At 73.4% G+C, this 12,421-nt stretch carries 12 protein-coding genes; 2 read left to right on the top strand and 10 right to left on the bottom strand.

What is annotated here, in order from left to right:
• Nucleotides 1-17: 17 nt before the first annotated feature.
• The 10 genes from AC1050_RS12995 to AC1050_RS12950 all read right to left on the bottom strand — a co-directional run bounded on the left by AC1050_RS12995 (nt 18) and on the right by AC1050_RS12950 (nt 11,273).
• On the bottom strand, nt 18-239 hold the full coding sequence (locus AC1050_RS12995; protein WP_482387806.1) for a hypothetical protein: 222 nt from the start codon (nt 237-239) through the stop codon (nt 18-20).
• 88 nt (nt 240-327) lie between these two features.
• Entirely contained in the window at nt 328-1,275 is a 948-nt protein-coding gene (locus AC1050_RS12990) for a hypothetical protein (RefSeq protein WP_482387805.1), read from the bottom strand.
• Nucleotides 1,276-1,470: 195 nt separating this feature from the next.
• Nucleotides 1,471-2,763 carry a thymidine phosphorylase gene (locus AC1050_RS12985; RefSeq protein WP_482387804.1) on the bottom strand — a complete coding sequence of 431 codons (1,293 nt, stop codon included), beginning with the start codon at nt 2,761-2,763 and terminating at the stop codon, nt 1,471-1,473.
• A 52-nt stretch (nt 2,764-2,815) separates the two neighbouring features.
• Nucleotides 2,816-3,223: a cytidine deaminase gene (locus AC1050_RS12980; protein WP_482387803.1), complete on the bottom strand. Its 408-nt coding sequence runs from the start codon at nt 3,221-3,223 to the stop codon at nt 2,816-2,818.
• A gap of 91 nt (nt 3,224-3,314) precedes the next feature.
• The gene (locus tag AC1050_RS12975; RefSeq protein ID WP_482387802.1) at nt 3,315-4,595 is read right to left on the bottom strand and encodes an ABC transporter permease; all 1,281 of its coding nucleotides are present in this window, start codon (nt 4,593-4,595) and stop codon (nt 3,315-3,317) included.
• The gene (locus AC1050_RS12970; protein WP_482387801.1) at nt 4,592-5,875 is read right to left on the bottom strand and encodes an ABC transporter permease; all 1,284 of its coding nucleotides are present in this window, start codon (nt 5,873-5,875) and stop codon (nt 4,592-4,594) included. The genes AC1050_RS12975 and AC1050_RS12970 overlap by 4 nt, the downstream gene beginning before the upstream one ends.
• Entirely contained in the window at nt 5,872-7,452 is a 1,581-nt protein-coding gene (locus AC1050_RS12965; protein ID WP_482387800.1) for an ABC transporter ATP-binding protein, read from the bottom strand. Before AC1050_RS12965 ends, AC1050_RS12970 begins: the two co-directional genes overlap by 4 nt.
• A gap of 145 nt (nt 7,453-7,597) precedes the next feature.
• Nucleotides 7,598-8,671 (bottom strand): BMP family lipoprotein, encoded by a 1,074-nt coding sequence (locus tag AC1050_RS12960; RefSeq protein WP_482387799.1) that lies wholly within the window; start codon nt 8,669-8,671, stop codon nt 7,598-7,600.
• Nucleotides 8,672-8,921: 250 nt separating this feature from the next.
• Complete coding sequence (locus AC1050_RS12955; protein ID WP_482387798.1) at nt 8,922-10,124, bottom strand: amidohydrolase; 1,203 nt, start codon at nt 10,122-10,124, stop codon at nt 8,922-8,924.
• A gap of 27 nt (nt 10,125-10,151) precedes the next feature.
• Nucleotides 10,152-11,273, bottom strand: a complete 1,122-nt coding sequence (locus tag AC1050_RS12950) for a mannose-1-phosphate guanylyltransferase (protein ID WP_482387797.1) — start codon at nt 11,271-11,273, stop codon at nt 10,152-10,154.
• Nucleotides 11,274-11,501: 228 nt separating this feature from the next.
• Between AC1050_RS12950 and sdhC the strand changes: the two genes are divergently transcribed.
• Nucleotides 11,502-11,927, top strand: coding sequence for a succinate dehydrogenase, cytochrome b556 subunit (gene sdhC, locus AC1050_RS12945; RefSeq protein ID WP_482387796.1), 426 nt, complete (start codon nt 11,502-11,504; stop codon nt 11,925-11,927).
• Nucleotides 11,927-12,385: a succinate dehydrogenase hydrophobic membrane anchor subunit gene (locus AC1050_RS12940; protein WP_482387795.1), complete on the top strand. Its 459-nt coding sequence runs from the start codon at nt 11,927-11,929 to the stop codon at nt 12,383-12,385. The genes sdhC and AC1050_RS12940 overlap by 1 nt, the downstream gene beginning before the upstream one ends.
• The last annotated feature ends 36 nt before the right edge of the window (nt 12,386-12,421 follow it).

Below are 12,421 nucleotides of genomic sequence, written 5' to 3'. Positions count from 1 at the left end.
CTCCCGCAGCAGGGCTCTCAGGGGTAGTCGTCGCGCTCGTCGTCGGGCACCGGGGCGGCCTGCTCCGCGACGTCGAACGGGTCGGCCTCGCCGGACAGGTCCGGGCGCGGCTCGTCGGGACGGTAGACGTCGTCGACGGGGTCCGGCTCCTCGGCGGGCGGGACCTCCGGCAGGTCGGTCAGCGCGGGCTCCACGAGCCCGGCGTCACGCCAGGTCCGGTCTCCGGGCACGGTGCTCATGACCCCTCCTCGCGGCTCGGCGGCGGTGCACCTCCATCGTCCCGCGGACCCGGCTGGCCCGCCAGGTCGGCGTCAGGTCAGCGACACGTCAGCGCCGTGGGACCGGCAGCAGCGCCCACGCGAGGTGCGTCCAGTGCCCGAGCCCGGGCACCGGGCCGTCCGGCGACCGCAGCACCGACCGCGGCACGGGCAGCACCCGGCCCGCGCCCGGCTCGTAGACCCGGTAGCCGTCCCCCGTCTGCCCGACCGCCAGCACGACGTGCCGGGGCACCGCCGCGCCGACGCCGCCACCCAGGTCGCCGCCCGAGTACAGCGGCACGGGGACGCCCCGGTCGAGCGCCGCGTCCACCCGGGCGAGCAGGTCATCGACCTCGTCGGTCCGGGTGTCGTCGACCAGCACCGCGCGGTACGCCACCCCCGGGAACCGGGCCAGCCGGGCCGCGCCCCAGGGCGGCGTCCCGAGCGAGCGCGGCCAGGGCAGCAGCCCGCCGAGCGCCCGCGCGGTGCTGCCGCGGTGCAGCGCGGCCTGCAGCAGCCCCCAGCGGGCGGCCGCGGCCTCCTCGCCCGTGGCGGACGCGTGCACGACGCGGCCGTCCGGGGTGCGGAACCAGGTCGGCGCGTCCGGGTGCTCGGGCGCGGGCGGGTCGGGCAGCTCCAGCCCGTCGAGCTCGGGTGGCACGGGGCCGTCGGGCAGCCGGCCGGTGACCAGCCACAGCGCCAGCCGGGGGTCGCCCGCGGCGGCGAGCAGCGCGAGCACGGCCGCACCGCACGTCGTGCCGTCCACCTGCCGCGCCGCGGCGGACCCCCAGCGCAGGGTCCGGCCGACCCCGACGGCGAGCGGGTCGAGCACCTGGCGACGACGCCGGTCGTCGAGCCCGGCGAGCAGCCCCGGGTCGAGCACGGCCCGCCCGGGCGCGAGCCCGCCGCGCGCGGGCGCCACGGGTGCGGGCGCCACGGGTGCGGGCGCAGGTGGCACCTGCCGCCCCAGCACCGCCCGCAGCACCGTCGTCAGCTGCCCGCGCCGCCATCCCGTCACACCGCTCACCGCACGCCCCGCTCTCGTCCCGAACCCCACATGATCCCTGCCGTCCTCGCCGAGCGGGCACTCGACGTCCCCTCACGTGCGAGCGAAGGGACATCTGCTGCCCGCTCGGCGTCGCCACGCGAGGACCGGACGCGCGCGAGCCCGCTCGCGCGGGTGCGCGGGCGGGCTCGCGGAGCAGCGCGCCGGTCAGCGCGCGGCGATGCGGTCCAGGACCAGCGGGGTCGGGGCGGGCGCGTCCGCCGCGACGTCGAAGCCGCCGTCGAGCGCCTCCAGCGCGCGGGCGAACTTCTCCGGGGTGTCCGTGTGCAGGGTCAGCAGCGGCTCGCCCTTGCGGACCGGCTGGCCCGGCTTGGCGTGCAGCTCGACGCCGGCGCCGGCCTGCACCGGGTCCTCCTTGCGGGCGCGGCCCGCACCGAGCCGCCACGCGGCGATGCCCACGGCGTACGCGTCGAGCCGGGTCAGCACGCCGTCGGCCGGCGCGAGCACCTGCTCGGTGTGCCGGGCCACCGGCAGCGCGGCGTCGGGGTCGCCGCCCTGCGCCTGGATCATCCGGCGCCAGGCGTCCATCGCCCGGCCGTCGGCCAGGGCCGCGCGCACGTCGACGCCCGGCTTCCCCGCGGCGGCGAGCATCTCCTCCGCCAGGGCGACCGTGAGCTCGACGACGTCGGACGGGCCGCCGCCGGCGAGCACCTCGACGGACTCCCGGACCTCGAGCGCGTTGCCCGCGGTCAGGCCGAGCGGCGTGGACATGTCGGTCAGCAGCGCGACGGTGTTCACGCCCGCGTCGGTGCCGAGGTCGACCATGGTGCGCGCGAGCTCGCGGGCGCGGTCGAGGTCCTTCATGAAGGCGCCGGACCCGACCTTGACGTCGAGCACCAGCGCGCCTGTGCCCTCGGCGATCTTCTTGCTCATGATCGACGAGGCGATCAGCGGGATCGCCTCCACGGTGCCGGTGACGTCGCGCAGCGCGTAGAGCTTGCGGTCGGCGGGCGCGAGGCCCGAGCCGGCCTGGCAGATCACGGCGCCGACGCCGTCCAGCTGCGCCATCATCTCGTCGTTGCTGAGCGCGGCGCGCCAGCCGGGGATCGACTCGAGCTTGTCGAGCGTGCCGCCGGTGTGGCCCAGGCCGCGGCCGGACAGCTGCGGGACGGCCACGTCGAACACGGCGACCAGGGGCGCGAGCGGCAGCGTGATCTTGTCGCCGACGCCGCCGGTGGAGTGCTTGTCCGCGGTCGGGCGGCGCAGGCCGGAGAAGTCCATCCGCTCGCCGGACGCGATCATCGCGTTCGTCCAGCGGGAGATCTCCGCCCGGTCCATCCCGTTGAGCAGGATCGCCATGTTGAGGGCGCTCATCTGCTCCTCGGCGACGACGCCGCGGGTGTAGGCGTCGATGACCCAGTCGATCTGGGCGTCGCTCAGACGCTGCTTGTCGCGCTTGGCGACGATGACGTCGACGGCGTCGAACTGCTCGGTGCTCATCTCGGGGCCCCCGCGGGGACGTGAGCGAAGCGAACGTTCTCGTGGGGTGAGTTCATGACTTCCTCTCGACCAGGTCGTCCGGCCCGAACGCGTCGGGCAGCACCTCGGTCATCGGCTTGATCCCGCTCACCGTGTCGACGAGCAGGTCGGGGCCCCCGTGCTCCCACAGGAGCTGGCGGCAGCGGCCGCACGGCATCAGCGCGTTCCCGTGCGCGTCCACGCAGGCGAACGCCACGAGGCGCCCGCCGCCGGACACGTGCAGCCCGGACACCAGGGCGCACTCGGCGCACAGGCCCAGGCCGTAGGACGCGTTCTCGACGTTGCAGCCGGTGACGACGCGGCCGTCGTCCACCAGGGCGGCCACGCCGACCGGGAAGTTCGAGTACGGGACGTACGCGCGGCGCATCACCTCGGTGGCGGCAGCCCTCAGCGCGTCCCAGTCGATGGTCAGGTCGGTCATCAGGTCCAGCTCCTCCCGGGGCGGACCGGCCGCCCCACGACAACGGCGACGGCCGCCGACCGCGGGGAGCGGGTCGGCGGCCGGTCGCAGGTCACTTCACGTACGCGATGCCCTCCGCGGCGGGCGCGCGCACGCGCCCGACGAGGCCGGCCACCGCGAAGATCGTCACGATGTACGGGGTCATCAGCATGATCTGGCTCGGGATCGGCGTGCCGATGATGCCGAGCACCACCTGCAGGTTGTCGGCGAACCCGAACAGCAGGGCCGCGGCGAGCGCGCCCTTCGGGCTCCACCGGCCGAGGATCATCGCAGCCAGCGCGATGAAGCCCTTGCCACCGGTCATCTCCTTGCCGAAGGCCAGGCCGTTGGCGACCGTGAAGAACGCGCCGCCCAGCCCGGCGATGGCACCGCCGAGGATCGTGTTCCACACCCGGGTCCGGTTGACCTTGATGCCGACGGTGTCGGCGGCCTTGGGGTGCTCGCCGACCGCCCGCAGGCGCAGGCCCCAGCGGCTCTTGAACACCAGCACCTGCAGCACGACCACGACGACGTACATCAGGTACACGAGGATCGTCTGCCGGAACAGCACCGGGCCGATGATCGGGATCTCGGAGAGCACCGGGATCGGCAGCGTGGGCAGCCGCTCCGGGGCGTTGAGCGTGTCGCCGTTCTCGCGCAGCACGGTGGAGAACAGGTACGAGGTGATGCCGACGACCAGCACGTTCAGCACGACGCCGACGATGATCTGGTCGACCACGTACTTGATGGCGAACAGCACCAGCAGGACCGAGACCAGCGCCCCGGCGATCGGCGCGGCGATCAGGCCGACGTACGCGCTCGACGTGATGGTGGCGACCACCGCGGCGAGGAAGGCGCCGGCGAGCAGCTGGCCCTCGATCGCGATGTTGATGATGCCGGACCGCTCGCTGACCAGGCCGGCGAGGGCGCCGAACACCAGCGGCACCGCGAGGAACAGCGAGCCCTGCAGCAGGCTGGTCAGGGGCAGCGGCTGGTCCTTGCCGGCGACGGCCCACGTGAGCAGCGCGAACACCAGCGCCACGCCGTAGACCGCGGGCAGCCAGACGCCGACCTTCCGGCGGGTGCGGGCGGCCTGGAACGACCAGGCGGCGAGCCCGAGCGCGATCAGGCAGAGCACGATCGCGGTGAGCTTGGACGGCACGGAGAACGCGATGTTCTCCCCCGGCCAAAACATGGTGAACGAGGTCCGGCGGCCCGACGCGGGCAGGATGCCGAACAGCAGCAGCGCCACGAACGCGACCACGCCGTACGCGATCGGCGCCTTGTACGAGATCGGCGGCAGCGGCTTGCCCGCCGCGGGACGCGCGGGGGCGGGGGCGGCGACGGCGCTCACGCGGCGGCCTCCTTGACGACGGGCGCGGCGAGCTCGGCCGGCTGGCCGCCGGCGCCGCGTGGGGACGGGAGGCGGAACACCGCGCGCACCAGCGGGGGCGCCGCGATGAACAGCACGACGAGGGACTGCACGACCAGCACGATGTCGATCGGGGTGCCGGTGCGGGCCTGCATGGCGAAGCCGCCCGCGCGCAGCGCGCCGAACAGCAGGCCGGCGAAGAACGTGCCGAGCGGCTTGGACCGGCCCAGCAGGGCGACGGTGATCGCGTCGAACCCGAAGCTGGCCGCGATGCCGGCGGTGAGCACCTTCTCGGTGCCGAGCACCTGCGCCGTGCCGGCCATGCCGGCCAGCCCGCCGGCGACGATCATCACCCAGAGGTACATCCGGTTGACGTTGATGCCCGCGGTGCGCGCGGCGCTCGGGTTGGACCCGACGGCGCGGAACGCGAAGCCGATGGTCGACCGGTTCATCAGCCACCAGACGAACACCGCGGCGAGGATCGCCACGACGAAGCCGAGGTGCAGCCGGAACTGCGAGCCGATCAGCAGCGGGTACAGCGCGTTGTCGGCCACCGGCGGGGACACCGGGTTGTTGCTGCCCTCGCGCTTGAACGCCGACGTGGTCAGCAGGTAGCCGACCAGGTAGATCGCGATGTTGTTCAGCATGATCGTGACGATGACCTCGTTGGCCCCGGTCCGGGCCTTGAGGTAGCCGGCGATGCCGGCCCAGAGGCCGCCGCCGATGATGCCGCCGATGACGGCGAGCAGCAGGTGCAGCACCGGGGGCAGGTTCCACGCGAAGCCGATGTAGCCGGCGAAGATCGCGCCGAGGATGATCTGGCCCTGCGCACCGATGTTGAACATGCCGGCGCGGAAGCCGACGCCCAGGCCGAGACCGGCCAGGATCAGCGGCACCGCCCAGGTCATGGTCTCGGTGATGGGACGGATCCCGCGGGCGAAGGTCGAGGCGCCCGGGTCGAACACGGCGCCCTGGAACAGCGCGACGTACGCGCCCCAGACGGCGTCCCACGCGGCGGAGAAGAAGTCGGCCGGCCGCGCGAAGAGGTACCCGGCGGCGTCCTGCACCGCGGCGTCGGCCGCGGCGATCAGCACGCCCGAGATGACCAGCGCCAGCACCAGGGCCGCGAGGGTCACCAGCCAGCTGCTCTCCAGCATCTCGCGCAGGGCTCCCTGCGTGCGGGACTCGATGCCGTCGTCGCGGCGCGCCGGCGCGGTGGACCCGGCCGGCGGCTGCTCGGGGGCGGGGGTCGCCTGGCTCACTTGCTCTCCTCCTCGGAGGCCTCGATGTCGGCCTCGCCGAGCACGGTGTGGTGGGTCGCGGCCTGCTGGACGGCCTCCGCCTGCGGGACGCCGGCCATCATCAGGCCGAGGACGTCGCGGTCGGTGCCGCCGGGGACGATGCCGACGATGCGGCCGCGGTACATGACGACGATGCGGTCGGCCAGGGCGAGGACCTCGTCCAGCTCGGTCGACACGATGATCACCGGGGTGCCGGAGTCGCGCTCCTGCACGACCCGCTGGTGCACGAACTCGATGGAGCCGACGTCCAGGCCGCGGGTCGGCTGCGAGGCGATGAACAGCCGCAGCGGGCGGGACATCTCGCGCGCGAGCACGACCTTCTGCTGGTTGCCGCCGGACAGCGTGCCCGCGTGCGCGTCGACGGACGGCGTGCGGACGTCGAACTCGACCGTGCGGCGCTCGGCGTTCTCCTGGACCTTCTTCGGGTCCAGCGAGATGCCGCGGGAGAACGGCTCGCGGTCGAACAGGTCGAGGATGAGGTTCTCCGCGACCGAGAAGTCGGCGACGACGCCGTCCTCGGTGCGGTCCTCCGGCACGAACCCGACGCCCGCGTCGAGCACCTGCTTGACCGTGCGCCCGACCAGCTCGGTGCCGTCGAGCACCACCGACCCGGCCACCGGCTGCTGCAGGCCGAGGATGACCTCCGTCAGCTCCGTCTGGCCGTTGCCCTGCACACCGGCGACCGCGACGATCTCGCCGCGCGCGACGTCGAACGACACGTCGTCGACCTGGCGCACGCCCGCGTCGTCCAGCACCGACAGGTTGCGCACCTGCAGGGCGACGTCGCCGGGCTGCGCGGGCGCGCGGTCCACGCCGAGGGACACGGAGCGGCCGACCATGAGCGAGGCGAGCTCCGTCTCGGCGGCGTCGGGCCACGCGCTGCCGACCACCTTGCCGCGGCGGATGACCGTGATCCGGTCCGCGACGGCACGGACCTCACGGAGCTTGTGGGTGATGAACACGATCGAGGTGCCCGCCGCCCGGAGCTGCCGCATGATCGCGATCAGCTCGTCGGTCTCCTGCGGGGTCAGCACCGCGGTCGGCTCGTCGAGGATGAGCACCTTGGCGTCGCGGGACAGCGCCTTGATGATCTCGACGCGCTGCTGGGCGCCGACCGGCAGGTCCTCGACCAGGGCGTCGGGGTCGACGTCGAACCCGAACCGGTCCGAGATCTCCTTGACCCGGCGCCGGGCGGCCGCGAGGTCGATCATGCCGCCGCCCTTGACCGGCTCGTAGCCGAGCACGACGTTCTCGGCCACCGTGAACACCGGCACCAGCATGAAGTGCTGGTGCACCATGCCGATGCCCGCCGCCATGGCGTCGCCCGGGCCCGCGAAGGTCACGGGGCGGTCGTCGACGAGGATCTCGCCGTCGTCCGGGTCGTAGAACCCGTAGAGCACGTTCATGAGCGTGCTCTTGCCCGCGCCGTTCTCGCCCAGCAGGGCGTGGATCTCGCCGGGCTCGACCACGAGGTCGATGTGGTCGTTCGCCACCAGGGCGCCGAAACGCTTGGTGATCCCCCGCAGCTCCAGCTTCACGTGGGCGTGCTCCTTCGATCGGTCGTCGCTGCGCACACTAGGGCAATCCGGTCGGCCGGTCGAAGCCGCCGGGGCGCGGTGCGCGGGTGGAAACGCACCGGTGGCCCGGGCAGGCGTGCTGCCCGGGCCACCGAGGTGGGGTGCGTCAGTTCTGGCTGGGGGACTCCACGACCAGGTCACCGGAGATGATCTGGGCCTTGAGGTCCTCGACGGCCGTCTTGACGTCGTCGGTCACGACCGAGTCGAAGTCGTGGAACGGCGCGATACCGATGCCCTCGTTCTCCAGCGTGCCGACGTACGGGTCGGAGCTGAAGTTGCCCTCGGAGGCCTCCTGCACCGTGTCGTACACGGCCTGGCCGATCTGCTTCATGACCGAGGTCAGGACGATCGAGGAGTAGTCCGGGGAGGTCTCGAACCAGTCGGCGTCGACGCCGACGATGGAGACGTCGCCCGCCTCCTGCGCGGCGGCGGCGGCACCCAGGCCGACCGGGCCGGCGACCGGCATGATGACGTCCGCGCCCTGGTCGATGAAGCCCTTGGCGATGTTCTGGCCGTTGGTCTGGTTCTCGAAGTCACCGGTGAAGGAGCCCGTCTGGGCCTCCTTGTCCCAGCCGAGGACCTTGACGTCCGCGCCGTTGTCCTCGTTGTACTTCGCGACGCCGTCGACGAAGCCGTCCATGAAGATCGACACCGACGGGAGCTGGATGCCGCCGAAGGTGGCGACGGTGCCCGTGGTCGAGGTGCCCGCGGCGACGTAGCCGGCCAGGTACGCGGCCTCCTGCGTGTTGAACAGCAGCGGCTTGGCGTTCTCGAGGCCCTCGGCGTTGAAGCCGGAGTCGATCAGCGCGAACTCGATGTCCGGGTTCGCCTCGGCCGCGGTGGTCAGCGCGTCGGCGAGCAGGAAGCCGACGCCGATGATCAGGTTGCAGTCCTGCGAGACGAGCGAGTCGACGTTCGGCGTGAAGTCGGTCTCGGCGGTCGACTCGACCTTGACGGCCGTGATGCCCAGCTCGGACTCGGCGCGGTCGAGGCCCTCGCCACCGGACTGGTTGAAGGACTTGTCCTCGAAACCGCCCGAGTCGGAGACCATGCAGGCCTTGAAGTCGGAGGACCCGCCGGACCCGGCGGTGTCGTCCGTCTCCTCCGGCGCGCTGCCGCAGGCGGCGAGGGCGAGCGCGACAGCCCCGGAGAGGGCGGCCACACGGATGATCTTCTTCACGCGACACTCCTGCTTCTCGTCGTCGACCGGTCCGGGTGCCCCGCCCCTGCCGTCGCGCTCCGTCGCGCGCCGCTCGGTCGGGTCCGTCCGGTGTTCGCGTCGCACACTAGCCAGGCGCAGGTGTCGGCAGTGTTACGGATGCCCTCGCCGGGCCCTTCGTTACTCACTTGGAACATTGGTCCGCGCACGGACTCACCCGACCGGCGCAGCGTGCGGTCCACCCGCCGCCGTCACCCGTCCGGGGCCGGCGTCAGCCTGCGGACGCGGCGCCGGCCCGGAGCGCGGCGCGGGCGAGCAGCGCCGCCCCGGCGCCGATGGCGCGCTCGTCCACCACCAGGTCGCCCTGGTGGATGTCGTAGGTCCGGCCGCCGGGCCGCCGCGTGCCGAGCCGGGCCATCGCGCCGGGCACCTTGGTCAGGTACCAGGCGAAGTCCTCGCCGCCGAGCGACTGCTCCGTGAGCTGCACCGACTCCTCCCCCAGCACGTCGTGCGCCGCGGCCTCGAGCACCGCCACCGCCCGCTCGTCGTTCTCGACCGGCGGGACGCCGCGCTGGTGCCGCACCTCGACCTCGACCCCGTAGGGGGCGGTCACCTCGTCGACGGCGGCGTGCAGCACCTGGGACGCGCCCTCCCACGCGCGCACGTCGAGGCACCGCAGCGTGCCCCGCACCGACCCGGACGCCGGGATCGCGTTGTGCGCGGAGCCCGCCTGCACCGCGCCCCAGGTCAGGTTCACGCCGGACCGCGGGTCCAGGCGGCGACCCAGCACGGCGGGCACCTGCGTGATGACCTGGCCCAGCGCGTACACGAGGTCGGCGGTCAGGTGCGGGCGGGAGGTGTGGCCACCGGGCCCCGTCAGCACGACGGTGATCTCGTCGGAGGCCGACGTGATGGGGCCGATCCGCGAGCCGATGCGGCCGACGTCGACCTTCGGGTCGCAGTGCAGCGCGAAGATCCGGCCGACGCCGTCGAGCGCGCCCTCGGCGATCACGTCGAGCGCGCCGCCCGGCTGCACCTCCTCCGCCGGCTGGAAGACCAGGCGCACGCCGGTGGGCACCTCGCCCGCGGCGTGCAGCTCGGCCAGGACGAGCCCGGCGCCGAGCAGCGCGGTCGTGTGCACGTCGTGGCCGCAGGCGTGCGCGACGCCGTGCACGGTGGACGCGTACGGCAGCCCGGTCGTCTCCTGCACCGGCAGCGCGTCGATGTCGGCGCGCAGCGCGATCCGGCGCCGGCCGGTCTCCACGGTGCTCGGTCCGATGTCGCAGACCAGGCCGGTCCCGGGCAGCAGCTTGGGCGTCAGGCCGGCCAGGCGCAGCCGCTCCGCCACGAGCCGGGTGGTCCGCTGCTCGGTGCGACCCAGCTCCGGGTGCGCGTGGATGTCGCGTCGGATCTCCACCAGCTCGGGCTGCAGGGTCGCGACGAGCTCGGTCACGCGGGATGCCTCGACGATCACCCGGACGACCCTAGTCGCCCGACCGCGTCACAGCAGGTCGTCGCGTCCCCGCCCGCGCCAGCCGTCCACCGCCTGCTTCACGGCCTGGGCGTGCGCCCGGGTCGTCACCAGCAGCGCGTCGGGCGTGTCGACGACCACGGCGTCCGGCACCCCGAGCACCGTGACCGTGCGCCCGTCGCCCGGCAGCACCAGCGCGCGCGGCGCGTCGATCCGCTGCACCAGCGCCTCGTCGCCGAGCGTGCGGGCGCCGTCGACGTCCACCGCCGGCAGCAGCGTGCCCAGCGAGGCGAAGTCGCCGATGTCGTCCCAGGTGAAGTCGCCGGGCACCACCGCGACGCCGCCCGCGGCCGCGACCGGCTCGGCGATGGCGTGGTCGATCGCGATCTTGGTCAGCCCGGGCCACACCTCGGCCAGCACGGCATCGCGCCGCTCCGGGTCGTCCCAGACGGCCGCGATGGTCCGCAGGCCGGCGGCGAGCGCCGGCAGCTGCGCCGCGAGGTGGTCCAGCAGCACCCCGGCCCGGACGATGAACATGCCGGCGTTCCACCGGTAGTCCCCCGTGGCCAGGTAGGCGGCGGCGGTCTCGGCGTCCGGCTTCTCGGTGAAACCGGAGACGTGCCGCGCGCTCGGGGCGCCGTCGACGCCGAGCCCGTCGGCGGCTCGGACGTAGCCGAAGGCGGTCGACGGCTCGGTGGCGGCGATGCCGATCGTCACCACGTAGCCCGCGCGGGCCGCGGCGACGCCCTCGGTCACCGCGGCGTGGAACTGCGGCAGGTCGTCGATGACGTGGTCGGCCGCGAACGACCCCAGGACGACGTCCGGCCCGTGCCGCTCCGCCAGCACCGCCGCGGCGAGCCCGATCGCGGCCATGCTGTCGCGCGGGGACGGCTCGGCCACGACCTGGCCGGCGCCGAGCTCGGGCAGCTGGGCGGCGACCGCCTCCGCGTGCCGCACGCCGGTGACCACCAGCACGCCGCCGGGCCCGGTCAGCGGCACCAGCCGGTCGACCGTGGCCTGCAGCAGGGTGCGGCCGGTGCCGGTCAGGTCGTGCAGGAACTTGGGCGCGCCCTGACGGGACAGCGGCCACAGCCGGGTGCCGGCGCCGCCGGCGGGGACGACGGCGTGGAAGTCGGTCAGCGGGAGGGACATGCGCCGCAGCGTACCGAGGACCGGCCCGCCGCCACCCGCCGCCGCCGACCCGATCGGGTGGTTCCGCCCGAGTCGGGACCCGACCCAGGACGAGGGTCCCGGTCGGCCTGTGCGCTTGGTCACATCAGGCCCGATCCGGTCGCTCCCGGCGAGTGACGCAGCGCACCATCACTACAGTTGTCTGACCGGACACAGCAGTCCCGCCCGAAACTCGCCAGGAGGCCTTCCGTGCCCACTGCGCCGACCGAACCGCGCAACGACGCCGCCCCCACGGCCAAGCGGATCCCCGGCGGCACCCTCTACCGCGGCCGTGAAGGCATGTGGTCCTGGGTCGCTCACCGCATCACCGGATTCCTCATCTTCTTCTTCCTGCTCGTGCACGTGCTCGACACGTCGCTCGTGCGGGTGTCCCCCGAGGCTTACAACGCCGTGATCGGCACGTACAAGAACCCGATCATGGGGCTCGGCGAGGCCGGTCTGGTCGCCGCCATCGTGTTCCACGCCTTCAACGGCATCCGGATCATGCTGGTCGACTTCTGGTCCAAGGGCGCGAAGTACCAGCGCGTGATGCTCTGGGTCGTGCTCGGCCTGTTCGTCGTGACGATGGCCGGCTTCCTGCCGCGGCACCTCATGCACGTCTTCGGAGGCGAGTGATGACGACCCTTCCCGCCCCCCGCACCGCCGCCGGCCGGTCCTCGGGCCCGGGCCGTCGCACCTCCCGCGGCAACTGGGAGCTGTACGGCTGGGTGTTCATGCGCGCGTCCGGCGTCGTGCTGCTGGTGCTGATCTTCGGGCACCTGTTCGTCAACCTGGTCGCCGGCGACGGCATCTCCGCCATCGACTTCGGCTTCGTCGCCGGCAAGTGGGCGTCCCCGTTCTGGCAGATCTGGGACCTGCTGATGCTCTGGCTGGCGATGATCCACGGCACCAACGGCGTGCGGACGATCATCAACGACTACGCCGAGCGCGACGGCACCCGCATGGTCCTGAAGATGGCGCTGTACGTGTCGTTCGTGGTCGTCGTCGTGCTCGGCACGCTGGTGATCTTCACGTTCGACCCGTGCCCCCCGAACAGCCCGGCGGACCTGCTGCCGTCGTTCTGCACCGCCTGAGCCCTCCCCCCCGCTCGCCACACCCCCCAGAAGTCT

This window comes from Cellulomonas sp. NEAU-ZC6 (genome assembly GCF_056844425.1).
Note: the sequence above shows the minus strand (reverse complement) of the source record. Positions and strands in the feature narration are given on the sequence as shown.

Excerpts from the sequence above, each read along its gene's own strand:
- AC1050_RS12995 (WP_482387806.1), bottom strand. The coding sequence starts at position 239 with ATGAGCACCGTGCCCGGAGACCGGACCTGGCGTGACGCCGGGCTCGTG.
- AC1050_RS12985 (WP_482387804.1), bottom strand. The coding sequence starts at position 2,763 with ATGAGCACCGAGCAGTTCGACGCCGTCGACGTCATCGTCGCCAAGCGC.
- AC1050_RS12980 (WP_482387803.1), bottom strand. The coding sequence starts at position 3,223 with ATGACCGACCTGACCATCGACTGGGACGCGCTGAGGGCTGCCGCCACC.
- AC1050_RS12950 (WP_482387797.1), bottom strand. The coding sequence starts at position 11,273 with ATGTCCCTCCCGCTGACCGACTTCCACGCCGTCGTCCCCGCCGGCGGC.
- AC1050_RS12940 (WP_482387795.1), top strand. The coding sequence starts at position 11,927 with ATGACGACCCTTCCCGCCCCCCGCACCGCCGCCGGCCGGTCCTCGGGC.